Source organism: Butyricicoccus faecihominis (genome assembly GCF_024462775.1).
Taxonomy (GTDB): Bacteria; Bacillota; Clostridia; order Oscillospirales; family Butyricicoccaceae; genus Agathobaculum; species Agathobaculum faecihominis_A.
Window position 1 is genome coordinate 108,112 of the sequence record NZ_JANGCE010000004.1, and the last position, 22,809, is coordinate 130,920.

The following is a 22,809-nucleotide window of genomic DNA, read 5'->3' on the forward strand; positions in this document are numbered from 1 at the left end:
ACAATCACTTAAAATGACGATTTTTTAACATTTTAAATGATCGATACCCGGCTTTCAACACATCAGAAAAACGCCAATATACCGGGCGGCCCGCCGCCCGCCGGAAGGAGAGGATCGCAATGGATGCGAAAGTGCAGACGCTGCTGGACAAAATCAGGGTAGTTGCCACGAGGACGGGGCAGGCTGCCGGCCGCGCGGCGGACGTCGCCGGTAAAAAAGCCGGCGAGCTGGCTTCGGCAACGAGGATCAACCTGCAAATTTTCGATTTGAATACCGAATGCGAGGTCCTCTACAAGGAGATTGGCCGGATGGTGTACGATGTGCACCGCGGGATCGAGGCCGCGAGCGAAGAAATGGACGAACGCATCGACCGGCTGGATGAAAAGCAGGCCAAGGTCGCGGCGCTCCGTGAGGAACTGGCCGGCATGCGGTCGTTTGTGACCTGCCCCGGCTGCGGCAAGCAATGCAGCCGGGAGGATTCCTTTTGTCCCGGTTGTGGTAAGGCGCTTTAATAGCGCATATTCCGTCACGCCCGGCATACGGTTAAAGAAAAAGAATTTGCATAAAGGGCGTGTATCGTTTGCAGCGTAAAAAACAGAACTTTATCGAAGGCGCGGCGATTCTGGTCGTTGCAAGCCTGATCGTCAAGGTGATCGGCGCGGTTTTCCAGATCCCGCTCGTCAATCTGATCGGCGGCAAGGATAATCCGGCGTTTGGCCTGTTCACGGCAGCCTACCGCATTTATATGACCATGCTGGTCATATCCACGGTCGGCCTGCCCGCGGCGCTTTCCAAAATGGTGGCCGAAGCCACCGCGGGCGGCCGCGAACACGAGGTGCGCCGCATTGTCAAGGTGGCGGCGGTCATCTTTATTCCGTTCGGCGCGGTCTGTTCGGTGGCGCTTTACGCGGGCGCGGGCGTCTTTTCCGACCTGATCAAATCCGCGGACGCGCGCTTTGCCGTTATGGCGATCGCGCCCAGTGTTTTGATGGTGTGCATCCTATCCGTGTTCCGCGGCTACTATCAGGGACGCGCCAATATGGTGCCTACCGCTGTTTCGCAGGTCATCGAGGCGCTCGGCAAAATGTTCGTCGGCCTTGGGCTGACCTATTATGCGGTCGGACAGGGATACGATGCGCCGCATGTCGCGGCGATGGCGGTTTTGGGCGTCACGATCGGCGAGGTCGCCGCGGCGTTCTATATGGTGGTCCGGGCGGCGCTGACCAGAAAAAAAGCCTCTGTCCTAAGCCACGGCCTGAACAACGCCGTGCGTCCGTTCAGCCAGCTTTGCGGGCAGCTCTTGTCGCTGTCCATTCCCATTACCATCACCTCGGCCGTGATGAGCCTGACCGACTTGATCGATATGGCGCTCATCTCCGCGCGGCTGCAGTCGCCCGCGATCGCGATGACCTCGGATCAGGCGATGGCGATCTACGGCGTGTACACGGGGTATGCGGTCAACTTTTTTAATTTGCCGCAAACGCTGATCACCGCGATCTCGGTGAGCGTGCTGCCCGTGATCGCGGGCGCGCGCGCGATGCAGAATTTTACCAAGGTATCCAAGACCATGTCCACCGCATTTCGGCTGACGCTGCTGATTACCCTGCCTGCCGGCGCGGGTTTTCTGCTGTTCGGTCAGCAGATCGTGCGGTTGGTTTATTCCAAGGACACCGTGCTGGGCGGTCAGCTGCTGCAGATCCTCGGCTTTGCCGTGCCGGCCGTCGCGCTGGTGGCCATCACCAACGCGATCCTGCAGGCGTTTGGCCGGGTCGATCTGCCGCTGATCTCCATGTTTATCGGCGCGCTGATCAAAATTTGCGGTGATTATGTGATGGTAGCCGACCCGCGGCTGCAGATCGCGGGCGCGCCTGTCAGCACCACGCTGTGCTATTGGGTGATCGCGCTGATCAATCTGGTGCAGATCGGCCGCCTGTCGCACGGCCTGCCGCCATTCGGCAGAACGGTCGTGCGGCCAATAGCCGCGACAATCGGCATGGGCGCGTCAAGCATGATCTGCTTCACGCTGTTGTCGCGTGCGCTGGCCGCCGCGCCGGGGTCGGTTGTCGACAAGCTGGTCACGCTCGTTTCCATTATGGTTGCCGTGTTGGTATACGGCGTGCTGCTGCTGCTTTTGCACGCGGTCGAGCGCGAGGACGTGCTGCTTTTGCCAAAGGGCGAAAAAATAGCAAATTTGCTGCGCCTGAAATAGGCGCGAACAAGAAAGAGAAAAAAGTATGGTAGATTTTAAGCAAAAAGAGCAATATACATTTGAAGACCTGCTTCGTATTATCGAGATTCTGCGCGCGCCGGACGGCTGCATGTGGGACCGGGAGCAGGATCACCACAGCATCCGCCGCAACTTTATCGAGGAGACGTACGAGGTGTGCGAGGCTATTGATGAAGAGGACGCCGAGCATCTCAAAGAAGAACTGGGCGACGTGCTGTTGCAGGTAGTGTTCCATACCGAAATGGAGCGGGAAAAGGGTGTTTTCGATATCGGCGACGTGGCGGACGGCGTGTGCAAGAAGCTGATTTACCGCCATCCCCACATTTTTGCCGACACCGTGGTCGCCTCCTCGGCTGAGATACTAAACAACTGGGACGATCTCAAGCGCAAGGAAAAAAAGCAGGAGACCGTGACCGACGCGCTTTCCAGCGTGGCGCGCAGCCTGCCTGCGCTGATCCGCGCTGAAAAGGTACAGAAAAAAGCTTCTAAGGCCGGTTTTGACTGGAAGGATGTTTCCGGCGCGGCCGATAAGGTGACCGAGGAGCTGCGCGAGGTGAACGACGCGTTTGCCGGCAGCGGCGATGTGGAAGAGGAGATCGGCGACCTGCTGTTCGCGGCGGTCAATGTGGCGCGGTTTGCAAAGGTAGACCCGGAACGCGCGCTGGAAAAGGCGACGGATAAGTTTGTCGCCCGGTTTGCCCGAGTGGAGCAGACCGCGTTTGATCAGGACAAGGTGCTGTCTGATTTGTCGGAGGACGAGCTGGACACGCTTTGGAATAAATCGAAAGAAAAGGTATAACGGAGGTAACAAAATGAAAAAAAGCGATTTCGTGACGATGGTAGCGGAGCAGGCCGAGCTTTCTAAGAAGGATACTGAAAAGGTGATAGACGTTGTGTTTGCCGCGCTGGGCGACGTACTGGCGCAGAACGACAAGCTGCAGATCAGCGGCTTCGGCACATTTGAAACCAAGGAGCGCGCCGCGCGCACGGGCCATAATCCCCGCACCGGCGAAGCCATTGAGATTGCCGCTGCTACCATGCCCGTATTCAAGCCCGGCAAGGCTCTGAAGGACAAGCTGAACGAACAGTGAGACTGGATAAATACCTAAAGGTATCCCGTCTGATCAAACGGCGCACGGTCGCGAACGACGCCTGCGACGCCGCGCGCATCACGGTGAACGATAAGCCGGCCAAAGCCTCCTATCAGGTAAAAGTGGGCGATATCATCGAGATCGCTTTCGGCCAGCGTACGCTGAAGGTAGAGGTGCTCGATATTGCCGAGCACGCCCTTAAGGCGGACGCCGCCGCGCTTTACCGCGAGCTTTTGTAATCATACCATCCCTCGGTAAAAACATGCCGTGTTTTTACCGGAAATTCGTATAAAGCATCCCGCCCTCACGTATGATGATGAGCGGGATGTTTTATTTTTGTTTGCTGGGAGGGCGGTACCATGGCAGCCGAGGAACGCGGTCGGGAAATGCCGCACACAATTATTCTGGAGGGAAGACAGAAACTCTCCGTTTCGGGTGTGACGGATGTGCAGAGCTTTGATGAGGAACAGATATTATTGGAGACCGTGCGCGGCATGCTCGCCGTGCGCGGCGAGGGGCTGCATGTGGAGCGTTTGCAGCTGGAGGCGGGCGAGCTGATCGTTTTAGGGGAAATCGGCTCGATCGAATACGATGACAGCGTCCAGCCGCGCGGCGGCATGCTGTCGCGCCTGTTCGGCAGGTGAGGCCGCTATGTTTTTTCCGATGGAAGCGCAGGGACTGATCCTGATACAGAGCATTCTTTTGGGCGCGGGCATCGGTGTGTTTTACGATGTGCTGCGCGCGCTGCGGCGGCAGTGCCGCGCCGGACGGGGGCTCACGGCGCTGCTGGACGCCGTGTTCTGGGCGGGCGTGCTCTTTGCCATGTTTGAATACGGCATCACGCTGGCCGCGGGGCAGGGGCGGTATTTTGTGCTCGCGGGCGCGGGCATTGGCGCGGGAATCTATTTTTCGCTGATCAGCGGTCCGGTGTTAGCACTTTTACACTTGTTCTTTTCATCGTTTGCATTTGTAAGGGACAGGGCCGTGCAGGCGGCGCGCCTTGTAAAAGGACTTGCCGAACGGTTTGGTCTTTCCAAAAAAATAAAGGAATGCGCAAAAAAGTTTAACAAAACCCCTTCCATTTTTCGTGGAAAGGGTTTAAAATAAAACTCGTATCAGTCAAGCAGTGCACAGAAAAGAGGAAAGGCGGCGCGAAATGACAAAACGGCAGATCCCTATGTTGGTCAAAATCGCGGCGCTCATTTTCCTGCTTTATGCAGCGGTCAAGATCGTTGGTCTGCAATCGCAGATTGCTGAAAAAAAAGATCAGCTGAACTCTCTGAACATGCGCGTGGAGGAATACGAGGCTTCCAACGAAGCGATGAAGGAAGACCTTAAAAGCGGCATTTCAGACGAGGATATCAGTGAGATCGCCCGCACGGAGCTTGGCTATGCGGAACCCGGCGAGCGTGTCTTTGTAGACACATCAAGCAGATAAGCCGGGCAAATTGTTAACGGAGGCAAAAAAATTTATATGGATTTGGCAGTGGGATCGATCGTAGACGGCAAAGTAACGGGAATTACCAAGTTCGGCGCGTTTGTCGCCCTGCCCGAAGGGAAATCGGGCATGGTGCACATTTCTGAGGTCGCGTCTAGTTTCGTCAACGATATCAAGGATTTTTTGCAGGAAGGCCAGCAGGTTCAGGTCAAGATCATTGGCATCGACCAAGCGGGCCGCATCAATCTGTCCATTAAAAAGGCGCAGGCACAGCAGAACCCTCAACCGGGCGCGGGCAATTTTGCGCCCCGGCAGCCGCGTTTTCAGCGCGCTGCGGCGCCGCGCGGCCGCGCGGCCGCACCAAAGGATCCCGCGAGCATGACCTTTGAAGATAAGCTCAAAGCGTTTATGACCGACAGCGAAACCCGTCAGGCCGATGTGCGCCACGCGACCGACCGCAAGAACGGTTCGCGCCGCCGGAAGTAAAGGCCGGGCGTTTTGGCCGATCGCGCTTATTTACCGCATGACAAAAACCGGGGGAAGCCTCGGTTTTCGTTTTATCCTCATGTAATAAAAAAAGGGGCGCTCAGCCGCAAATGCGGCCGAACGCCAAAAAATAGGATTGTGGGGATAAAGATATGAACGGTGCATGGCAGCATTCCTGCCACCGTCATTAATATACCATGAATTACAAATAATGTCAACTATATTTTTCAAAAAAGAGGAATCGCATGAAAAAAACGCTGATTAAAAATGTGCATGTACTGACTGTGAACCAAACGGACGAGCAGTTTTTCGGCTTCGCCGCGTTTGCGGACGGCAAAATAGAAACGCTGGGTCCAGCGGAAAAAACACCGGCGGAAAAGGAATTTGACGAAGTGATAGACGGGCGGGAGGGCTATCTGCTGCCCGGCATGATCGACGTGCATTCCCATTTGGGCCTTTACGAGGACAGCCTTGGCTTTGAAGGCGCGGACGGGAACGAGGATACCGATCCCGTTACGCCGCACCTGCGCGCCATCGACGGCGTCAATCCGATGGATCGGTCGTTTCGCGAAACGATCGAGGCGGGCGTGACCACGGTGGCGGTCAGCCCGGGCAGCGCCAACCCGATCGGCGGACAGATTGCCGCGATCAAGACCGCCGGCCGCCGGCTGGACGATATGGTGCTGCGCGCGCCGCTTGCGATCAAGTTCGCGCTGGGCGAAAACCCCAAATCGGTTTATCATGAGAAGGACGAAACGCCGGTTACCCGCATGGCGACCGCTGCGCTGATCCGTGAGCAGCTTTATAAAGCGCGCGAATATCTGGCCCGCAAGGATCGCGCCGAGGGCGATCCGGATGAGGACGCGCCCGATTTCGACATCAAGCTCGAAGCGCTGGTGCCTTTGCTGCGCGGCGAGATCGATGCGCATTTCCACGCGCATCGGGCGGATGACATCTTTACCGCGCTGCGTATTGCGCGGGAATTCGGGCTAAAGCCCGTGATCGTGCACGGCACGGAGGCCCACCTTGTCGCCGACCTGCTGGCGGGGGAAAACGTGCCTGTGATCAGCGGCCCCTATCTGACCGACCGCTCCAAACCCGAGTTGCGGGCGCTGACCGAGCGCTCGCCTCTGCTGCTGCATCAGGCGGGCATCGAGACCGCGATCACGGTAGATCACCCGGAGCTGCCGCTGCGGCTGCTGCCGATGGCGGCGCAGATCGCGGTAAAGGCGGGGCTTTCGGCAGACGCGGCGTTGCGCGCGGTCACGGCGGCGCCCGCGCTTATCGCGGGGCTGGGGGCGCGTATCGGCTCGCTCGCGCCCGGTATGGACGCGGACGCGGTGCTGATGGACGGACACCCCATGCGCTTTGAATCGCGTGTAAGCGTCGTCTGGATCGACGGCGCACAGCAATACAGGAGGGACGAATGATGAAAACGATCGAGATGCGCGAGATCGCCGCACTGGTGCGGCGGCTTTGCATGGAAGCGAACTATTATCTGCCGGATGATCTGCGGCAGGCTTTCCGGCGCGGGGAGGAGCAGGAGCAGTCGCCCCTCGGCCGCCAGATTTTTGAGGAAATGATCGCTAACTGCGATCTGGCGCGGGAAAACGATATGCCGGTCTGTCAGGATACCGGCATGGCTGTGGTATTCGCGGAGGTCGGACAGGATGTGCACCTTTCGGGCGAGGGCTCGCTGGAGGACGCCGTGAACGAAGGCGTGCGGCAGGGCTACACGGACGGCTATCTGCGCCTTTCGGTCGTTGGCGACCCGCTCCGCCGCGAGAACACGAACGATAACACCCCCTGCATTTTGTACACCTCGCTCGTGCCGGGCGACCAGATCAAGATCACGGTCGCGCCCAAGGGCTTCGGCAGCGAGAATATGAGCGCGATGAAAATGTTCACGCCGGCGGCCTCCAAGCAGGATATCATCGACTTTGTCACGGACGCCTGCGTGAACGCGGGTTCCAATCCCTGCCCGCCGATCGTGATCGGCGTGGGTCTGGGCGGCACGTCGGACAAGGCCGCGTATCTGGCCAAGCGCGCGCTGCTGCGCCCGGTGGACGCGCATAACGCGGATCCGCTATACGCGGAGATGGAAAAAGCCATCCTCGATCAGGTCAACGCCTCCGGCGTCGGCCCGCAGGGCTTGGGGGGCACCGTAACGGCGCTTTCCTGCGCGATCGAGCCGTTCGGCACGCACATCGCGGGCCTGCCGTGCGTGGTCAATATTTCGTGCCATGTGACCCGGCACGCCGAAGGGACGCTGTAAAGCGGGCCTGTACTTTTTCACGGTCCAAGCGGCGTTAAAACGATTCCAATATGCCGCGCGGCGTCGCTTTTTTGGCGCGATTGGGAATGTTGCTGAAAAAACTGGGAAAAATGCGAAAATAGATTGGACAATTTATACGAAGATGTGGTATACTCATAGTAGCAAATCCCCATAGTATCATGGACCACGGTCCGTTAGGAGATGATGTTATGAAGTTCACCATCGTCGAGAGAAAAATTAAAATTGACGACGATCTGCGTCAGTACGCGCTGCGCAAGGTAGAAAAACTGGATCGGTATTTCCATACGGATTCCGATACCACGCTGACCTTCAGCGAACTGCGCGGCAAACAAACGGTAGAAGTCACAGTGCGGCAGTCCGGTCTGGTCATCCGCGCGGAGGAAACGACGACCGACATGTTCGCCTCTGTGGACGGCGCGATCAGCAGTATCGAGCGCCAGATCCGTAAGCACAAGACCCGTCTGGAAAAACGCCTGCGTGAAGGCGCGTTCGACAAGGCCGCGCAGCAGGCTGCCGAATTGGCTGAGGAGCCGTTCGATATCGTCCGCCGTAAGCGGTTCGAGGTCAAGCCGATGAGCGTTGACGAAGCGGTTTTGCAGATGAATCTGCTTGATCACCAGTTCTACTTCTTCCGCAACGCGGATAACGACAATATCCACGCGGTGGTTTACAAACGCGCGGCAGGCGGTTACGGCCTGATCGAAAGCGAAGACTAACAAGACCAAATAAGAGACAGGCCGGCAACGCGCACGCGCTGCCGGCCTTTTATGAGAGGATGATTTTATGGGTCTGTGCGACATTGAAGAGATCCGCTCCGTTTTGGGGCGGCACGGCTTTCATTTTTCCAAATCGCTCGGACAAAATTTTCTGACCGACGCTTCGGTTCCCGCGCGGATCGCCGCGGAAAGCGGGGCGGAGCAATATAAAAACGCCGTCGAGATCGGCCCGGGTATGGGCTGTCTGACGGCGGAGCTTTGCGGCCGCGCGGAGCGGGTCGTTTCGGTGGAGCTGGACCGCGCGCTGCTGCCTGTGCTGGACGAGACGCTTGCTGCCTTTGACAATGTGGAAGTGGTGCAGGGCGATGTGCTGGCGCTTGATCTGGCCGCGCTGGTCCGGGAAAAATTCGGCGGGGCGGAGGCGGTCGCCTGCGCCAATCTGCCGTATTATATCACCACGCCCGTGCTTTCCGCGCTGCTGGATTGCGGCGCGTTTCGCCGCATCACGGTCATGGTGCAGCGCGAAGTCGCGCAGCGGATCTGCGCGGAGCCGGGCTCTGCGGCTTATTCGGCGTTTTCGATTTATGTGCAATACCGCGCCGCGGCTGAAATATTGTTCGATGTGCCGGCCGATTGCTTTACGCCCCGGCCCAAGGTGGATTCCGCCGTGCTGCGTCTGACGCCGCTTGCCGGGCCGCCGGTCAAGGTGGGCAATGAAAAACAGATGTTTGCGCTGGTGCGCGCGGCGTTCAATATGCGCCGCAAAACGCTGGTCAACGCGCTGGGCCCCGTCATCGGCGGGGAGATGGGCAAAGAAGAGATCGCGGCGCTGCTCGAATCCGTCGGTCTGGACGCGCGCATCCGCGGCGAACGGCTTTCCATTGCCGATTATGCGCGCCTTTCGGATGCGATCGACAGCAAAAGAGAGGGGCGCTGAGGTATGGCGTCCAGCCATGAGTTTGTACAGTACGTGTGCGACCAGCTTTCGGATGCGGGCGCCGTCACCTATAAGCGGATGTTTGGAGAATTCGGCGTTTATTTAAACGGTAAATTTTTCGCGACCGTGGAGAACGACCAGTTTTGCCTTAAGATCACCGAGGCCGGTCGGGCGCTGCTCGGCGAAGCGGCTACCGTGATCGAACCGCACGAGGGCGCGCGCTACTTTTATGTGGAAAACTTGGATGACCGCGTTTTTTTGGCGGAGCTTGCCCGCGCGACCTGCGACGCCCTGCCCGCGCCTAAGCCAAAAAAGAAAAAGGGCGTCTGAGCAATGCTCAGATGCCCAAGATGAGAAGGCCGCCGATCATAAGAATCAGATCCCAGTCCATATCCTCGCCCTCGGAGATTAAAAACCAGACGACGACGAGCACGAGGATGGTGTCCATATCGAGCTTGATGCCGGTCAGCCGGCCGGAAAACAGCCGGCCGAGGTCGCCGAATACCGAGGCGGCTTGCGGCGGTGCGTGCGGCGTTTCGCCGCGCGGCGCGTGTTCCTGTGCCTCACTGTGAAAACCGTCGCCCGCCGGCCCGGCCGCGGGCTGGGGATTATGTAAGGGCGGCGCACTGTGGGCGGAGGATGCGAGATATCGGTTATACAAGTGTGGTCGCTCCCTTGTCAAAGAGATTTTTCGCCCTCATCGGGCCGGTCTTCGCCCCTGCGGCCCGCTTGCTCCAGCGCGGCGCGCGCCATGCGCGCCATGCTGACCAGCCGCATGGCATGATCGAACTGCGTGGATACCTGATCGGTCACAAATGGCTTGACTGCGTTTAAAAGCGCGCGCTTTTCCTGCTTGACCGCGCTTTGGCCGCTCTGAACGATGTTGCCGAGCACGGGAAGCGCTTTCTCCATCAGCTCGGCGGAGGGATCGTAATCCCGCGAAGGGGAAGAGGCGGGAGCGGCGGCTCCGCCACCGCCACCGCCCAGCGCTTCACTCGCCATTTTCATCGCGTTTTGCAGGGCGTTGGGGTCGTTCAGGAGCGAGGAAAACAGGTCGTTATCCATGGCGCTTCGGTTCCTCCTTTATTTCGGGAACAGCATTTGTCTCAGCTGTCCGGCAAGTTTCGCGCCCTCGCTCGTCTGCATCAGTTTGTTGGCAAGGCGCGCGGCCTCCGCCATATCGCCGCGCTGAGCCGCCTGTGCGGCGCGCTCGAGATCGTCGGCGTTTTGGGATGAGACCATCTGTGCGGCCTGATGCGCGTTCGGTGTGGACAGGGCGGCGCGTACCCTGTCTACCATTTCCTTGTCGCCTGTTTTGACGGCAAGCTGCTGTAAGATATCGTTGAGATCCGGCATTGGCAGTTCCCTCCGTAAGTTTCTTGATGGTGCAGTATATGCGGGGAACGTGTAAAAATGTGAAAAAGTGGGGTTTACAAGTCGGCGCGGGCGGTGTAGAATACCACTGTATCCTACCTGCCAAAGGGGTGGACAAATTTGAAGATGCTGATATTTGCCGATTCGCACGGGCGAAACGCCGGTATGTTTTACGCGATGGAGCGGGAACAGCCGGACTGCGCCGTGCATTTGGGCGACCATACCGAGGATGCGGACGAGCTGGACCGGGCCTATCATAACAAACCGATATACCGCGTGCGCGGCAATAACGATTACGGCGCGGACGCGCCGTACAGCGCGGTGATTACGCCGGAAAACGTGCCCATCTATCTGACGCATGGACATAAGGAGCGCGTATCCATGTATTCCTGCGGGATCGTGCCGCAGAAGGCGGCGGAAAACGGCTGCGTATTCGCTTTTTACGGCCATACGCACCGCATGCTGCTTGAAAAATACGGCGGCGTATGGGTCTGCAATCCGGGTTCCATCAGCCTGCCGCGCGGCGGGCCGGCAAGCTATGCGCGCCTGACGATAGAAAACGGTATGCCGATATCGCTCACCCTGCTGGAAGAGGACGGCGGACTGATCCGTGAAGAACGCTTCGGACACTGAAATAGAAGGGACATATCATTATGCTTCTGGCCATTGACGTGGGCAACACCAACATGGTGTTCGGCCTGTATGAAGGGGACACGCTGCGCGGCTCTTTCCGCATTTCGACCAACGCCGAGCGCACCTCGGACGAGCTGGGTATGCAGATCGTGCAGTACTATCAGTTCTTGAACATTGAGACCGAGCGGACGAGCGCGGCCATCATCGCCTCGGTCGTGCCGCAGGTTATGTATACGCTGGTGAACGCCGTGCGGAAGTATCTTTGCGTGCAGCCGCTGATGGCGGGACGCGATGTGGAGATCGGGATACAGAACTGCTACTCCAATCCGCGCGAGGTCGGCGTCGACCGTCTGGTCAACTCTGTCTCTGCGATCCGGAAATATGGCAGCCCGCTGGTGATCGTCGATATCGGCACCGCGACGACCTTCGATGCGATCGACGAAAGCGGCGCTTATCAAGGCGGCGCGATCTTCCCGGGCATCAAGGTGGCGATGGAGGCGCTGTTTCTCAAAGCGTCCAAGCTGCCGCGCGTCGATATCGAGCGCCCCGATCAAGCGATCGGTAAAAACACGGTACAGTCTATGCAGTCCGGCGCGGTGCGCGGCTATGTGGGCGCGCTGACCGGCATCATCACCGACATCCAGAAGGAATTGGGCGGAAAGGCGCGCGTGGTCGCCACCGGCGGCATGGGCCGTATGATGGCGAGCTATTGCGACCTGATTGACGAGGTCGATCCCAATTTGACGCTTGAAGGGCTGCGTCTGATCTATCAGGAAAACAAGGAGTTGTTCTCCGGCAGCCGTCTGAGCCCTGAAAACCGTTTGCTGGAAGCGATAGAAGAAGTATGAATAAAAAGCCTGTCCCGTTTTCAGGGACAGGCTTTTTATTCATAGCGGATGTACTACTTGCCGATGGGGAAGGAGGGGCACACCGCGCCGAGCGGACAGGCGGCGCACTTCGGGCCGCGCGCGGTGCAGCACTCGCGTCCGTGCAGCACCAACCGGTGGCAAAAATCCGAGGATTCGGCGGGTTCAATCAGCGCGCGGAGCGCTTTTTCAACCTTGACCGGGTCCTTTTCATCTTTGACAAAGCCCAGCCGGTTGGACAGGCGGATGCAGTGGGTATCCGTCACGATCGCGGGCTGTCCGTATATGTCGCCGAGGACCAAATTGGCCGTTTTGCGGCCGACGCCGGGCAGCTTTAAAAGCTCCTCCATCGTATCCGGCACCTTGCCGCCGTATTGGTCCAGCAGCATGATGGCGGCGGCTTTCAGATCGCGCGCCTTGGTATGGAACAGGCCGCAGGTTCGGATCGAGTCTTCGATCTCTTCGACCGGCGCCTCGGCAAAGCTTTGAAGGTTGGGGAAACGGCGGAACAGGTCCTCCGTGACAAGGTTGACGCGCACATCCGTACACTGGGCGGACAGGCGGGTTGCGAAAAGCAGTTCGTAATCATGGGTATAGTGCAGCGCGCAGACGGCGTCCGGATAGGCTTCCTTCAGCAGCTCGGTCACCGCGCGGGCGCGTTCTTTTTTGGTCATGTTTCTCATCTCCCATATGCGAAGTCGATACTGCTTTTATCTTATCATATTTCGCAAAAAAAACAAGACAGACCACGTGTTTTAACATTTTTAACATAAAGATTTGCGAAAGTGACGCAAAATCTATCTGTTTGACAGTAGGCAAGACAGGGGCAAATGTGGTTTAATTAAGACAGATATATTTTTTGTAATATACGGAGAAAGACGGAGGAACGCAAAATGGTTCGTGAGGCAATGGAATTTGTAAAAGCGTACGACCCTGAGCTCGGCAAAATGATGCAGGCGGAATATGACCGTCAGGCGCGCAACATTGAACTGATCGCTTCGGAGAACATTGTGAGCGAAGCGGTCATGGCCGCTATGGGCTCGGTTTTGACGAACAAATACGCGGAAGGATACCCGGGCAAGCGCTATTACGGCGGCTGCGAGTGCGTGGACGAGGTTGAAAATCTTGCGATCCAGCGCGTATGCGAGGTATTCGGCGCTAAGTATGCCAATGTGCAGCCCCACTCCGGCGCACAGGCCAACATGGCGGTCTATCAGGCTCTGGTAAAGCCCGGCGACACGGTGCTCGGCATGAGCCTTGACAACGGCGGCCACCTGACGCACGGCTCGCCGGTCAACCAGTCCGGCCTTTTGTACAATATCATCCCCTACGGCGTGGACGATAACGGCTATATCGATTACGACGCGCTGCGCGCGCTCGCTCAGAAGGAACAGCCCAAGATGATCATCGCGGGCGCTTCCGCGTATCCCCGCGCGATCGACTTTGCGAAGTTCGCGGAGATCGCGCACGAAGTAGGCGCTTACCTGTTTGTCGATATGGCGCACATCGCGGGTCTGGTAGCAGCGGGCCTGCACATGTCACCGCTGCCCTACGCGGATGTGGTGACCACCACCACGCACAAGACGCTGCGCGGTCCGCGCGGCGGCGTGATCCTCACGAACAACGAAGAACTGGGCAAGAAGTTTAACAAGGCGATCTTCCCCGGCACGCAGGGCGGCCCGCTGATGCACGTGATCGCGGCCAAGGCTGTTTGTTTCGGCGAAGCGCTCCGTCCTGAATTCATGGCCTACCAGCAGCAGGTGGTCACCAATGCCAAAACGCTCGCGGACGCGCTGCTGAACAAGGGCTTTAATCTGGTTTCCGGCGGCACGGATAACCACCTGATGCTCATCGACCTGCGCGGCACCGGCGTGACCGGCAAGGAACTCCAGCGCCGCTTGGACGAGGTGTACATCACCGCCAACAAGAACGCTGTTCCGAACGATCCGGAAAGCCCGTTCACCACTTCGGGCCAGCGGATCGGTACGCCCGCCGTTACCTCCCGCGGCTTTGGCGAACCCGAAATGCTCCGCATCGCCGATTTTATCTGGGATACCGCGACCGATTTCGAGAACAAGGCGGAAAATATTCGCCGCAGCGTGACCGAGATCTGCACGAATTTCCCGATCTACTGATCGGGCGCGGCATAACGCATAAAACGCGTACCGGTACCGAATATGCTCTGAAAACGTATAAAAAGGCCGCAGGATAAAATCCTGCGGCCTTTTTTTCATGCTTGCAAGCCTGTTTTGTTTATGCAAATAACACAGAAATAATGTAAAAGTACAGGATTTTTTGTAAAGTTTCGACGAGCGCCTTGCCATTTTTCCCAACTGTGCTATACTATTGAAGAGAAGAGAGCCGAGGCTTCGGCTAAGGAAAGGGGAAATACGACAATGGCAATGGAACTGAAACTGACCGGACTGAACGGCTTTGTAAGAGAGGACGAGCTGGATAACATGGCCCCTCTGGTAAAGGCCGCACAGGATACCCTGCATGCGCGCACGGGCGCTGGGTGCGATTATTTGGGCTGGGTAGACCTGCCTGATACATATGACCGCGACGAGTTTGACCGCATCAAGAAGGCAGCGAAAAAGATTCAGGATACCTGCGAAGTGCTGGTCGTCATTGGGATCGGCGGTTCCTATCTGGGCGCGCGCGCCGCGATCGAATTTGTAAACGGCCAGATGTATAATGGCGTTCGCCCGGAGGGCATCCCCGAGGTCTACTTTGCGGGCAGCAATATTTCTTCCTCTTATCTGAACGATATCGTTAAAATCATCGGCGACCGCGATTTTGGCGTAAACGTTATTTCTAAGTCGGGCACGACGACCGAACCGGCCATCGCCTTCCGCGTTTTCAAAAAAATGCTGGAAGAAAAGTACGGCAAATCGGGTGCGAAGGACCATATCTTCGCCACGACCGACAAGGCGCGCGGCGCGCTCAAAAAGCTCGCGGACGACGAAGGCTACGAGACCTTTGTCGTGCCGGATGACGTTGGCGGCCGTTTTTCGGTGCTGACGGCGGTCGGCCTGCTGCCGATGGCGGCCGCAGGTATCGATATCGACGCGGCCATGGAGGGCGCGGCCAAGGCGCGGGCGGATTTTGCCGAGGGCGTCGGCCATGACTGCGCGAAGTACGCCGCGCTGCGCAACATTCTGTACCGCAAGGGCAAGGGCATGGAGATTCTCGTCAACTACGAGCCCTCTCTTGTGATGCTGGGCGAGTGGTTCAAGCAGCTGTTCGATGAATCCGAAGGTAAGGATCACAAGGGCATTTTCGCTACCTCGGCCAATTTTTCGACCGACCTGCACTCGATCGGCCAGTTTATTCAGGACGGCACGCGTAGCATGTTCGAGACCGTCGTATGGGTCAAGGAACCGAGAAGCGAATCGACGATCGAGCTTGCCGAAGAGGATATCGACGGCCTCAACTATCTGGCGGGCAAGAGCGTACAGTTTGTCAATTCTAAGGCTTATCAGGGCACGCTTATGGCGCATATGGACGGCGGCACGCCGAACATTTTGCTGGAGATCGACAAGGCCGACGCATGGCATTTCGGCTATCTATCTTATTTCTTTGAAAAAGCCTGCGGCATTTCGGGTTATCTGCTCGGCGTGAATCCGTTCAATCAGCCGGGTGTGGAAGCGTACAAAAAGAACATGTTCGCGCTGCTCGGTAAACCGGGATATGAGGAACGGCGCAAGGAGCTGGAAGCAAGGCTTTAATACTGCGATAGGCCGGGGCGGGAATTCTCCCGCTCCGCCTTTTTATCCATAGGGAGGCTGTTATGAAAAAAATTTATTTGGCGGGCTTTGACGTGTTCGCACCGGACGCGCGGCAGCGCGGGGCAAAAATGAAGCTCATGTGCGCGGAAAAGGGGTTCATCGGTCTGTATCCGTTTGATAACGAGGCGGATAACGGGCCGGATATTTTCGCGGGCAACTGCGGCCTGATCGACGCCGCCGACATCGTAATCGCCAATTTAAACCCATTTCGGGGCGACGAACCGGATTCCGGCACCTGCTTTGAGGTGGGCTACGCTTTCGCGCGAGGAAAAACGGTGTATGGCTATCTAGCGGACGGGCGCACCATGCGGGAAAAGCTGGGCGAGGCGGACAAGAACGGCTTTGCCGTGGAAAACTGGGGTCTGCCGCTCAATTTAATGCTCGCGTGCTCGTCCCGTATCGTGGAAGGAGACTTTGCCGCGGCACTCGCGCGGTGCGCGAAGGAGGAAGCATAAAACAGCCTGCTTTCAGGCACAATAAGTCCCGGTGATGTTATGAAAAAACAAACGCCGGGGCTTTTTGCTCTGGGTGCGGCGGGATACGCCGCGATCGAGATGATGTGGCGCGGTTATACCCACTGGACAATGGCGTTGACCGGCGGCGCGGTGCTTGTCGCGCTGACGCATCTGCGCGAGCATGTGCGGGAGGAACCGCCGCTGGGACGCTGCGCGGCGGGCGCGGCGCTGATTACAACGGCGGAGTTCATCGTCGGCCTGACGGTCAACCGCCGCTACCGCATGCAGGTGTGGGATTACTCGGAAGAGCGCTTTAATGTGAAGGGGCAGGTGTGCCCCAAATACGCCGCTTTGTGGATGGCGCTCGCCGCACCGATCATGCTGCCAAAATCGTCAAAATAATGCTTGAATTTGCCCGCGCGATACCGTATAATGTCCTTGGCAAGATGCCGAAAGAGGGGTCACACATGCTTATCGCGATCAATGCAGGAAACAGCCATATGCTGCTGGGCGGTTATGAGGAAGACGTGCAGGTATTTGCCGCTTCCATCGCCACCGAAACCAAGCAGACGGGCGATTTCTACGCCTGCTCCCTACAGCAGGTATTCGCGCTGCATGGGGTGGATACCAAACAGATCACAGGCGCGATCATCAGTTCCGTTGTGCCCGCTATGACGGCCGTATTGCAGTATGCGCTGCACCTGCTCGGTGTGGACGATGTGCTGGCGGTGTCGAGCGGTATCAAGACCGGGCTGAACATTCGCGCCGACCAGCCGCGGCAGGTCGGCGCGGACCGCGTGGCAAATGCCGTAGCGGCCCACGAACGCGGCAAGCTGCCTTGTGTGGTCGTCATCCTCGGCACGGCGACGACCTTTACCGTGCTGGATGAAACGGGAGCGTTGGTCGGCTCGGCCATCACGGCGGGAATCCGTTTGAGCCTGTCCGCGCTGCGGCAGCAGGCGGCGCAGCTGCCCGCCGTGGCCATTGAAGCCGGGGAAGAGAGCGTGCTCGCCCGCAACACGGCGGACGCCATGCGCGTGGGCGCGGTATACGGCGCGGCCGCCATGGTGGACGGCATGATCGATCGGTTCGCCGAAGCGCTGGGCCAAACGCCGCACGTTTACCTGACCGGCGGCTCCGCGATGCTGGTGGAACGCTATCTGCGCGTACCGTTCGAGCGGGTGGACAGCCTTTGTCTGGACGGATTGCGGCTGATCTGGAAGAAAAACCGCCCCGAAAAGTGATCTTGCCGAAAAATCAGCCCTGTACTCTATAAGGAAGAGACGGGAGCAGGAGGAAAACTACATATGAAAAAGAAGACTGATGTAAAGCTGCTTTCACAAATGGCGCTGCTGGTAGCGCTGATGCTGGTGCTGGCGTTCACGCCGCTGGGCTTTATCCCCCTTGGCTTTATGAACGCGACGACCATGCACATCCCGGTCATTCTGGGCGCGTGCCTGCTGGGTCCCAAGCTGGGCGGCGTGTTGGGCGGCGTGTTCGGTGTGACGAGCGTCCTCCGGGCGACGATCGCGCCCAATCTTACCTCGTTCGTGTTCACGCCGTTTTATAGCTTTAGCCCGGATTTTCACGGCAGCTGGATGAGCCTGATCGTCGCGATCCTGCCGCGTATCCTGATCGGTGTGATCGCGGGCTATGTGTTCCGCGCGCTGACGCGCGTTAAGGTGAATCAGTTGATCGCGCTGCCGGTGGCGGGCTTTATCGGTTCGATGGTCAATACCGTCGGCGTGATGGGGCTGATCTACCTGCTGTTCGGCCAGCAGTACGCGGCGGCGGGCGGCACCGAGCCGAGTCTGCTGCTGGGGGTCATCATGGGCGTTGTCGGCTTAAACGGCGTGCCCGAAGCGATCATCGCGGCGGTGCTGACGCTGGCGGTCGGCAAGGCGCTCTTTTCCGCGTTTGGAAAAATAGGGACCGCCGCGCCCAAAGCAGTGAATAAAACAATATAAGAACAACCCAAAAGGGCCGCTTTTCGCGGCCCTTTTCTGGTAGGAGGAATAGAATATGAAGGAAATCGGATTGTTGGAGGTAGGCGGCTTTGCCGCCGGACAGGCGCAGGACGAGGCAGGCGGTACGGGCGTTACCGTATTGCTGTTCGACGAGTGCGCGCCCGCGGGCGTCGATATCCGCGGCGGAGGCCCGGCTTCGCGCGAAACGCCGCTACTCGCACCAACGGCGGATGCAAAGGGAATCCACGCGCTGGTGCTTTCCGGCGGCTCGGCGTTTGCGCTGGACGCCGCCGGCGGCGTGATGCGTTTTCTGGAGGAACGGGGGATTGGCTTTGACGTGGGCGTGACGCATGTGCCGCTGGTGTGTCAATCCTGTTTGTTCGATCTGGCCATTGGCAGCAAGGAAGCGCGGCCGGACGCGGCCATGGCTTACCGCGCCTGTGAGGGCGCGTCGCGCACGGCGTTTGCGGAGGGCTGTGTGGGCGCGGGCACGGGCTGTACGGTGGGCAAATATAAAGGCGTGGCGCGTGCGATGAAAAGCGGCATCGGCGCGTATGCCGTGCAGGTGGGCGCCGTGCGGGTTGGCGCGGTGGTCGCAGTCAACGCGCTGGGCGATATTTTTGATATCGACACGGGCCGTCAGATCGCGGGACTGCGCACGGAGGACGGCAAAGGGCTGGCTTCGACCGAGCAGACGCTTTACGGCGACATCGACCGCGCGCACGATCTATTTACCGGCAATACGACGATCGGCGCGGTCTTGACAAACGCGGCGTTTGACAAGGCGGCGCTCACCAAGATCGCTTCGATGGCGCACAACGGCTATGCGCGCGCGATTCGTCCCGTGCATACAACGGCGGACGGCGATTCGATCTACGCGGTATCCACCGGACAGGCGGCGGCGGATATCAACGCGGTGGGCACGCTGGCGGCTCATGTGATGGCCAAGGCGATCGCCAGAGCGGTGCGCGCCGCTTGTCCGGCGTACGGATTGCCCGCCGCCAAGGCGTTATCCGCGCATTCTGTGTGAAAAACGACCCGAAACGACCGCTTCCCTTGTTTTTCAAAATGGAATCTCTTATACTTGATAGGTAAAGATTGGGCGTAAAACGCCCAAAAATAAATGAGGGGGATATCCATATGAAAAAACTTATTGCGGAATTTGTGGGTACGGCTGTGCTGGTCATCTTCGGCTGCGGCAGCGCGGTAGCGGCCAACACACTGCTTGGCGCGGGCGCGCCTACCGCCAGCCCGCTGGCGTTCTCCACGCTGCTGATCGCATTTGCCTTCGGTCTGGTGATCGTCGCGATGGCGTACTCGATCGGCAATGTGTCCGGCTGCCACATCAATCCGGCGGTTTCGCTCGGGTTGCTGGTTTCCGGCCGTATGCCGGTCAATGAGTTTATCGGCTATATCATTGCGCAATTCCTCGGCGGTATCGCGGGCGCGGGCGTACTGATCGTTATGCTTGGCTCGAACGCGGCGCTTGGCACCAACGGCTACGGCGCGGCAAGCGCGCTGGGCATCGGCGTCGGTCAGGCGCTGATCGTTGAGATCGTGCTCACCTTCGTGTTTGTTCTGGCCGTGCTGGGCGTTACGAGCAAGGTGGAGAACGGCTCGGTCGCGGGGCTGGTCATCGGCCTGACGCTGACGCTTGTCCATATTCTCGGCATTCCGTTTACGGGCACCTCGGTCAATCCGGCGCGCTCCTTTGGGCCCGCGCTGCTTTGCGCGGACGGCTCGCTCGGTCAGGTATGGGTATTCATTCTCGCGCCGCTGGTTGGCGCCGCGCTGGCGGGCCTGTTCTACAAGTTCGTGCTGGCTCCTGAAAAGAGCAGTTAAATCAGGGTAAACCCATGAAAAAAGTCCGCTTCCGGCATGGAAGCGGACTTTTTTTTGTATCATCATGATAGTCCGCAAGATCGATAAAATATAAAATTGCTGATTTTTCCAGTACTTTTAACGCGTTTTATAGAGCGGTATCAGTAAATGGATTTGCGTCAAACAGGCATAGTAAAATGCGAAAAAGTAAAGAATAAGTAAGCGTATACGTTTGTTGTATAGAAAACGCGCGCGGGCTGTTCTGTTAGATGCAGGAAGCAGAAAATACCTGTCCGAACGGAAGGTGACGCCGTGCTGTTTGTAGGCTATATATGCTTAAAATGATGAATTTTTTATAATTTCAGTATCTTAGCGCGAAAAATGTCGAAAAATAAAGGTTACAAACCTATTGCTGATGCGCAGAAAATGTCTTATAATGTAACGCGAGCCTGCAGATGTAACATTCTCAAGAAACGGCGCTTTTTGATAGATGGATTTCTTAAATCGTGCCGGGTCTCTGAACTTCCGGATTTTTCCTGTCACAAGGTCTGATCGATTCGCTAAAAACATCACGGGAATAGCAAAGGTTCTCAATGCTGAACCGGCGGATTTCGTGACATAGTAAAAGCGGAGGTGATGAATGAGTGATGACACAGCGGGCGAAACGCGCAGTGATTTCCCTTATCTTAGCAATGACCATGCTGCTGACGGCGCAGGCGGCAGAAGTGACCAGCCTCATTCCGATTGGGCACACGGTGGGCATTAAAATGTCGGCCGAGGGCGTATTGGTAGTGAGGTTAAACGAAGTGCAGACCGCGAACGGAGCCATGTGCCCGGCGCGGGACGCCGGTGTATTGGAAGGCGATTTGATCGTTTCGGTAAACGGAACGGCGATCGATTCCAACGAGACATTGCAAAAGCAGATCGCTCTTTCGGCCGGTCAGCCGGTAACGATTGGCGTGACGCGAGACGGCTCTAGCAAAACAATTTCAGCGACGCCATGCGCTGACGAAAACGGCGTGTACCGTATCGGCGTGCTTGCGCGGGACAGTATGGCGGGCATCGGCACCTTGACCTATGTCGATCCCGAGACCGGCGCGTACGGTTCACTGGGACACGGCATCTGCGAAAGTGAGACCGGCGTGCTGCTTCCCTTAAAAGAAGGCAGCTTGCTCTATTCCACGGTAGGTTCCGTTTTGCGCGGTAAGGTTGGCGAGCCGGGATCGCTGCAAGGTGAGTTTTCAGCCGACCAGCAGGTCGGTACGGTAACGGAGAATACGGAAAGCGGTATTTTCGGCACACTATCGGACAGCAGCCTATACCAGTCGCTAACGGCGTACCCGGTGGCCGAGGCGAGCGAAGTACAGGTAGGCGATGCGGAGATTATGGCGAATGTGAACGGCGACACAGTGGAAAAGTACGCGGTTCAGGTGGTCAAGGTTTATCCCGTGGACGATGAATACGGACGCGGGATGATGCTGCGCGTGACCGACGAGCGGCTGCTTCGGCAGACGGGCGGCATCGTGCAGGGCATGAGCGGCAGCCCTGTATTGCAAAACGGAAAATTGATCGGCGCAGTGACCCATGTGCTGGTAAATGACCCGACTTGCGGCTATGCGATCAGTATCGGCAAAATGATAGAGGAAATGACAAACTGATAAAAGAAAAGCGGTTTTTTGTATTTCCGTGTCGATAAATGTCTGATTATCCCGACAAGTAAAAACGCTTTTTCCGACAAAAGACTTGCAAGAGCTGGGAAGATATGGTAAATTAATGGCAGGTTAGAAAGAGAAACAATAATTTTTGAAAAGGTTGGTTTGACATCATGGAACAGAAAATTCGGGTATTGCTTGCTGACAGCGATAATGATTTTTGCGCACATTTGGCAGAAACTTTTGCCAAAACAGAGGATATTGAACTCGCGGGAATCGCGGAGGATGGACAAAAGGCCGTAGCTGCAGTGATGGAAACAAAGCCTGATCTGCTCCTCATCGATCTGGTGCTGCCGATGCTGGACGGCATCATGGTTTTGGATCGCCTGCGCGAGCAAAAGCTCAGCGTGCCTACGATCGTCCTTTCCGCCTTTGCCAGCCCGCAAGCGGGCGCGGAGTGCACTTCACTCGGCGTCGAACTGTTTCTGCGCAAGCCGATGGACACCGAGGCGATCGCGCAGCGCATCCGCATGTGGCGTGATGGCAAGAAACATGAGTCCGCGGCCGGCGAGGAACTTGCCCTTGAAGTCCGCGTGACCGAAGTGATTCATCAGGTCGGCGTACCGGCGCACATTAAGGGCTATCAATATCTGCGCGAAGCGATCATGATGGCGGTAGACGATATGGAAGCGGTCGGTGCGATCACGAAGATATTATACCCCTCGATCGCGAAAAAGTTCAAAACCACTTCGTCCCGTGTCGAACGCGCCATCCGTCATGCGATCGAGGTCGCATGGGATCGCGGCGATATCGAAACGCTTCAGAACTATTTCGGCTACACGGTATCCGGTGTAAAGGGCAAGCCGACAAATTCCGAATTTATCTCTATGATCGCCGACCGCCTGCGCCTGCAAATGCGGTTCGGCTCATAAATCCAATCAAAAGCGCTAAGTACTGCATTGTTTTGAGCCGACGGAATTTTTCCGCCGGCTCAATTTTTCATACCGCATAAACGTGCGGAACAGAAAGCCCAAACAGGCCGCCAGCCTTTTTTTGTCTGGA

30 protein-coding genes are annotated in these 22,809 nt (G+C 57.6%); 26 read left to right on the top strand and 4 right to left on the bottom strand.

All coding sequences use genetic code 11. The features are described 5' to 3' along the window. Nucleotides 1-119: 119 nt before the first annotated feature. The 14 genes from NE562_RS04115 to NE562_RS04180 all read left to right on the top strand — a co-directional run bounded on the left by NE562_RS04115 (nucleotide 120) and on the right by NE562_RS04180 (nucleotide 9,521). Nucleotides 120-512 carry a hypothetical protein gene (locus tag NE562_RS04115; RefSeq protein WP_280961135.1) on the top strand — a complete coding sequence of 131 codons (393 nt, stop codon included), beginning with the start codon at nucleotides 120-122 and terminating at the stop codon, nucleotides 510-512. A gap of 68 nt (nucleotides 513-580) precedes the next feature. Then, the gene (locus NE562_RS04120; RefSeq protein ID WP_280961136.1) at nucleotides 581-2,209 is read left to right on the top strand and encodes a putative polysaccharide biosynthesis protein; all 1,629 of its coding nucleotides are present in this window, start codon (nucleotides 581-583) and stop codon (nucleotides 2,207-2,209) included. Between the two features lie 25 nt (nucleotides 2,210-2,234). Further along, nucleotides 2,235-3,026: a nucleoside triphosphate pyrophosphohydrolase gene (gene mazG, locus NE562_RS04125; RefSeq protein ID WP_280961137.1), complete on the top strand. Its 792-nt coding sequence runs from the start codon at nucleotides 2,235-2,237 to the stop codon at nucleotides 3,024-3,026. Nucleotides 3,027-3,039: 13 nt separating this feature from the next. Further along, nucleotides 3,040-3,318, top strand: a complete 279-nt coding sequence (locus tag NE562_RS04130; RefSeq protein ID WP_280961138.1) for an HU family DNA-binding protein — start codon at nucleotides 3,040-3,042, stop codon at nucleotides 3,316-3,318. After that, nucleotides 3,315-3,557 carry an RNA-binding S4 domain-containing protein gene (locus tag NE562_RS04135; RefSeq protein WP_280961139.1) on the top strand — a complete coding sequence of 81 codons (243 nt, stop codon included), beginning with the start codon at nucleotides 3,315-3,317 and terminating at the stop codon, nucleotides 3,555-3,557. Before NE562_RS04130 ends, NE562_RS04135 begins: the two co-directional genes overlap by 4 nt. 120 nt (nucleotides 3,558-3,677) lie before the next feature. Then, nucleotides 3,678-3,962, top strand: a complete 285-nt coding sequence (gene yabP / locus NE562_RS04140) for a sporulation protein YabP (protein ID WP_280961140.1) — start codon at nucleotides 3,678-3,680, stop codon at nucleotides 3,960-3,962. A 7-nt stretch (nucleotides 3,963-3,969) separates the two neighbouring features. Continuing rightward, nucleotides 3,970-4,425: a spore cortex biosynthesis protein YabQ gene (yabQ, locus tag NE562_RS04145; protein WP_280961141.1), complete on the top strand. Its 456-nt coding sequence runs from the start codon at nucleotides 3,970-3,972 to the stop codon at nucleotides 4,423-4,425. A gap of 70 nt (nucleotides 4,426-4,495) precedes the next feature. After that, on the top strand, nucleotides 4,496-4,756 hold the full coding sequence (locus tag NE562_RS04150; RefSeq protein WP_280961142.1) for an FtsB family cell division protein: 261 nt from the start codon (nucleotides 4,496-4,498) through the stop codon (nucleotides 4,754-4,756). Between the two features lie 36 nt (nucleotides 4,757-4,792). Then, nucleotides 4,793-5,242 (top strand): S1 RNA-binding domain-containing protein, encoded by a 450-nt coding sequence (locus NE562_RS04155; RefSeq protein ID WP_280961143.1) that lies wholly within the window; start codon nucleotides 4,793-4,795, stop codon nucleotides 5,240-5,242. 245 nt (nucleotides 5,243-5,487) lie between these two features. Then, nucleotides 5,488-6,672, top strand: coding sequence for an amidohydrolase (locus NE562_RS04160; RefSeq protein ID WP_280961144.1), 1,185 nt, complete (start codon nucleotides 5,488-5,490; stop codon nucleotides 6,670-6,672). Further along, the gene (locus NE562_RS04165) at nucleotides 6,672-7,517 is read left to right on the top strand and encodes a fumarate hydratase (RefSeq protein ID WP_280961175.1); all 846 of its coding nucleotides are present in this window, start codon (nucleotides 6,672-6,674) and stop codon (nucleotides 7,515-7,517) included. Before NE562_RS04160 ends, NE562_RS04165 begins: the two co-directional genes overlap by 1 nt. A gap of 209 nt (nucleotides 7,518-7,726) precedes the next feature. After that, nucleotides 7,727-8,254, top strand: a complete 528-nt coding sequence (gene hpf, locus NE562_RS04170) for a ribosome hibernation-promoting factor, HPF/YfiA family (RefSeq protein ID WP_280961145.1) — start codon at nucleotides 7,727-7,729, stop codon at nucleotides 8,252-8,254. A 67-nt stretch (nucleotides 8,255-8,321) separates the two neighbouring features. Further along, nucleotides 8,322-9,191, top strand: a complete 870-nt coding sequence (gene rsmA / locus NE562_RS04175; RefSeq protein WP_280961146.1) for a 16S rRNA (adenine(1518)-N(6)/adenine(1519)-N(6))-dimethyltransferase RsmA — start codon at nucleotides 8,322-8,324, stop codon at nucleotides 9,189-9,191. A gap of 3 nt (nucleotides 9,192-9,194) precedes the next feature. Further along, nucleotides 9,195-9,521, top strand: coding sequence for a TfoX/Sxy family protein (locus tag NE562_RS04180; protein ID WP_280961147.1), 327 nt, complete (start codon nucleotides 9,195-9,197; stop codon nucleotides 9,519-9,521). A gap of 7 nt (nucleotides 9,522-9,528) precedes the next feature. Here the strand turns inward: NE562_RS04180 and NE562_RS04185 are convergent, their stop codons facing one another. From NE562_RS04185 to NE562_RS04195, 3 genes are read right to left on the bottom strand one after another with little or no spacing between them, the layout of a single operon-like run. Beyond that, nucleotides 9,529-9,852: a hypothetical protein gene (locus tag NE562_RS04185; RefSeq protein ID WP_280961148.1), complete on the bottom strand. Its 324-nt coding sequence runs from the start codon at nucleotides 9,850-9,852 to the stop codon at nucleotides 9,529-9,531. Nucleotides 9,853-9,869: 17 nt separating this feature from the next. Further along, the gene (locus tag NE562_RS04190; RefSeq protein ID WP_280961149.1) at nucleotides 9,870-10,256 is read right to left on the bottom strand and encodes a hypothetical protein; all 387 of its coding nucleotides are present in this window, start codon (nucleotides 10,254-10,256) and stop codon (nucleotides 9,870-9,872) included. 18 nt (nucleotides 10,257-10,274) lie between these two features. Next, nucleotides 10,275-10,547, bottom strand: a complete 273-nt coding sequence (locus tag NE562_RS04195; protein WP_280961150.1) for a hypothetical protein — start codon at nucleotides 10,545-10,547, stop codon at nucleotides 10,275-10,277. A 144-nt stretch (nucleotides 10,548-10,691) separates the two neighbouring features. Here NE562_RS04195 and NE562_RS04200 point away from each other — a divergent pair, with 144 nt between their 5' ends. Further along, nucleotides 10,692-11,198: a metallophosphoesterase family protein gene (locus NE562_RS04200; RefSeq protein WP_280961176.1), complete on the top strand. Its 507-nt coding sequence runs from the start codon at nucleotides 10,692-10,694 to the stop codon at nucleotides 11,196-11,198. Nucleotides 11,199-11,218: 20 nt separating this feature from the next. After that, on the top strand, nucleotides 11,219-12,046 hold the full coding sequence (locus NE562_RS04205) for a type III pantothenate kinase (RefSeq protein ID WP_280961151.1): 828 nt from the start codon (nucleotides 11,219-11,221) through the stop codon (nucleotides 12,044-12,046). 53 nt (nucleotides 12,047-12,099) lie between these two features. On the opposite strand, the gene nth is transcribed toward NE562_RS04205, so the two are convergent. Then, the gene (gene nth, locus NE562_RS04210) at nucleotides 12,100-12,738 is read right to left on the bottom strand and encodes an endonuclease III (protein WP_280961152.1); all 639 of its coding nucleotides are present in this window, start codon (nucleotides 12,736-12,738) and stop codon (nucleotides 12,100-12,102) included. Between the two features lie 219 nt (nucleotides 12,739-12,957). On the opposite strand from nth, the gene glyA reads away from it, so the two are divergent. From glyA to spo0A, 10 genes are all read left to right on the top strand, one after another. Then, nucleotides 12,958-14,199: a serine hydroxymethyltransferase gene (gene glyA, locus NE562_RS04215; protein ID WP_305147368.1), complete on the top strand. Its 1,242-nt coding sequence runs from the start codon at nucleotides 12,958-12,960 to the stop codon at nucleotides 14,197-14,199. A gap of 261 nt (nucleotides 14,200-14,460) precedes the next feature. After that, nucleotides 14,461-15,792: a glucose-6-phosphate isomerase gene (locus NE562_RS04220; RefSeq protein ID WP_280961153.1), complete on the top strand. Its 1,332-nt coding sequence runs from the start codon at nucleotides 14,461-14,463 to the stop codon at nucleotides 15,790-15,792. 62 nt (nucleotides 15,793-15,854) lie between these two features. Next, nucleotides 15,855-16,307, top strand: coding sequence for a nucleoside 2-deoxyribosyltransferase (locus NE562_RS04225; protein ID WP_280961154.1), 453 nt, complete (start codon nucleotides 15,855-15,857; stop codon nucleotides 16,305-16,307). A 39-nt stretch (nucleotides 16,308-16,346) separates the two neighbouring features. Continuing rightward, nucleotides 16,347-16,709: a putative ABC transporter permease gene (locus NE562_RS04230; protein ID WP_280961155.1), complete on the top strand. Its 363-nt coding sequence runs from the start codon at nucleotides 16,347-16,349 to the stop codon at nucleotides 16,707-16,709. 65 nt (nucleotides 16,710-16,774) lie between these two features. Continuing rightward, nucleotides 16,775-17,551 (top strand): type III pantothenate kinase, encoded by a 777-nt coding sequence (locus NE562_RS04235; protein ID WP_280961156.1) that lies wholly within the window; start codon nucleotides 16,775-16,777, stop codon nucleotides 17,549-17,551. Between the two features lie 63 nt (nucleotides 17,552-17,614). Continuing rightward, nucleotides 17,615-18,274, top strand: coding sequence for an ECF transporter S component (locus NE562_RS04240; protein ID WP_280961157.1), 660 nt, complete (start codon nucleotides 17,615-17,617; stop codon nucleotides 18,272-18,274). Between the two features lie 55 nt (nucleotides 18,275-18,329). Then, entirely contained in the window at nucleotides 18,330-19,304 is a 975-nt protein-coding gene (locus tag NE562_RS04245; RefSeq protein ID WP_280961158.1) for a P1 family peptidase, read from the top strand. Between the two features lie 110 nt (nucleotides 19,305-19,414). After that, entirely contained in the window at nucleotides 19,415-20,116 is a 702-nt protein-coding gene (locus NE562_RS04250) for an MIP family channel protein (protein ID WP_280961159.1), read from the top strand. Between the two features lie 671 nt (nucleotides 20,117-20,787). After that, nucleotides 20,788-21,753, top strand: coding sequence for a SpoIVB peptidase (gene spoIVB / locus NE562_RS04255; protein WP_280961160.1), 966 nt, complete (start codon nucleotides 20,788-20,790; stop codon nucleotides 21,751-21,753). Nucleotides 21,754-21,920: 167 nt separating this feature from the next. After that, nucleotides 21,921-22,679 (top strand): sporulation transcription factor Spo0A, encoded by a 759-nt coding sequence (gene spo0A, locus NE562_RS04260; protein ID WP_305147369.1) that lies wholly within the window; start codon nucleotides 21,921-21,923, stop codon nucleotides 22,677-22,679. Nucleotides 22,680-22,809 lie beyond the last annotated feature (130 nt).

Excerpts from the sequence above, each read along its gene's own strand:
- NE562_RS04115 (WP_280961135.1), top strand. The coding sequence starts at position 120 with ATGGATGCGAAAGTGCAGACGCTGCTGGACAAAATCAGGGTAGTTGCC.
- mazG (WP_280961137.1), top strand. The coding sequence starts at position 2,235 with ATGGTAGATTTTAAGCAAAAAGAGCAATATACATTTGAAGACCTGCTT.
- NE562_RS04130 (WP_280961138.1), top strand. The coding sequence starts at position 3,040 with ATGAAAAAAAGCGATTTCGTGACGATGGTAGCGGAGCAGGCCGAGCTT.
- yabP (WP_280961140.1), top strand. The coding sequence starts at position 3,678 with ATGGCAGCCGAGGAACGCGGTCGGGAAATGCCGCACACAATTATTCTG.
- yabQ (WP_280961141.1), top strand. The coding sequence starts at position 3,970 with ATGTTTTTTCCGATGGAAGCGCAGGGACTGATCCTGATACAGAGCATT.
- NE562_RS04150 (WP_280961142.1), top strand. The coding sequence starts at position 4,496 with ATGTTGGTCAAAATCGCGGCGCTCATTTTCCTGCTTTATGCAGCGGTC.
- NE562_RS04155 (WP_280961143.1), top strand. The coding sequence starts at position 4,793 with ATGGATTTGGCAGTGGGATCGATCGTAGACGGCAAAGTAACGGGAATT.
- NE562_RS04160 (WP_280961144.1), top strand. The coding sequence starts at position 5,488 with ATGAAAAAAACGCTGATTAAAAATGTGCATGTACTGACTGTGAACCAA.
- NE562_RS04165 (WP_280961175.1), top strand. The coding sequence starts at position 6,672 with ATGAAAACGATCGAGATGCGCGAGATCGCCGCACTGGTGCGGCGGCTT.
- hpf (WP_280961145.1), top strand. The coding sequence starts at position 7,727 with ATGAAGTTCACCATCGTCGAGAGAAAAATTAAAATTGACGACGATCTG.
- rsmA (WP_280961146.1), top strand. The coding sequence starts at position 8,322 with ATGGGTCTGTGCGACATTGAAGAGATCCGCTCCGTTTTGGGGCGGCAC.
- NE562_RS04180 (WP_280961147.1), top strand. The coding sequence starts at position 9,195 with ATGGCGTCCAGCCATGAGTTTGTACAGTACGTGTGCGACCAGCTTTCG.
- NE562_RS04190 (WP_280961149.1), bottom strand. The coding sequence starts at position 10,256 with ATGGATAACGACCTGTTTTCCTCGCTCCTGAACGACCCCAACGCCCTG.
- NE562_RS04195 (WP_280961150.1), bottom strand. The coding sequence starts at position 10,547 with ATGCCGGATCTCAACGATATCTTACAGCAGCTTGCCGTCAAAACAGGC.
- NE562_RS04200 (WP_280961176.1), top strand. The coding sequence starts at position 10,692 with ATGCTGATATTTGCCGATTCGCACGGGCGAAACGCCGGTATGTTTTAC.
- NE562_RS04205 (WP_280961151.1), top strand. The coding sequence starts at position 11,219 with ATGCTTCTGGCCATTGACGTGGGCAACACCAACATGGTGTTCGGCCTG.
- nth (WP_280961152.1), bottom strand. The coding sequence starts at position 12,738 with ATGACCAAAAAAGAACGCGCCCGCGCGGTGACCGAGCTGCTGAAGGAA.
- glyA (WP_305147368.1), top strand. The coding sequence starts at position 12,958 with ATGGTTCGTGAGGCAATGGAATTTGTAAAAGCGTACGACCCTGAGCTC.
- NE562_RS04220 (WP_280961153.1), top strand. The coding sequence starts at position 14,461 with ATGGCAATGGAACTGAAACTGACCGGACTGAACGGCTTTGTAAGAGAG.
- NE562_RS04225 (WP_280961154.1), top strand. The coding sequence starts at position 15,855 with ATGAAAAAAATTTATTTGGCGGGCTTTGACGTGTTCGCACCGGACGCG.
- NE562_RS04230 (WP_280961155.1), top strand. The coding sequence starts at position 16,347 with ATGAAAAAACAAACGCCGGGGCTTTTTGCTCTGGGTGCGGCGGGATAC.
- NE562_RS04235 (WP_280961156.1), top strand. The coding sequence starts at position 16,775 with ATGCTTATCGCGATCAATGCAGGAAACAGCCATATGCTGCTGGGCGGT.
- NE562_RS04240 (WP_280961157.1), top strand. The coding sequence starts at position 17,615 with ATGAAAAAGAAGACTGATGTAAAGCTGCTTTCACAAATGGCGCTGCTG.
- NE562_RS04245 (WP_280961158.1), top strand. The coding sequence starts at position 18,330 with ATGAAGGAAATCGGATTGTTGGAGGTAGGCGGCTTTGCCGCCGGACAG.
- NE562_RS04250 (WP_280961159.1), top strand. The coding sequence starts at position 19,415 with ATGAAAAAACTTATTGCGGAATTTGTGGGTACGGCTGTGCTGGTCATC.
- spoIVB (WP_280961160.1), top strand. The coding sequence starts at position 20,788 with ATGACCATGCTGCTGACGGCGCAGGCGGCAGAAGTGACCAGCCTCATT.
- spo0A (WP_305147369.1), top strand. The coding sequence starts at position 21,921 with ATGGAACAGAAAATTCGGGTATTGCTTGCTGACAGCGATAATGATTTT.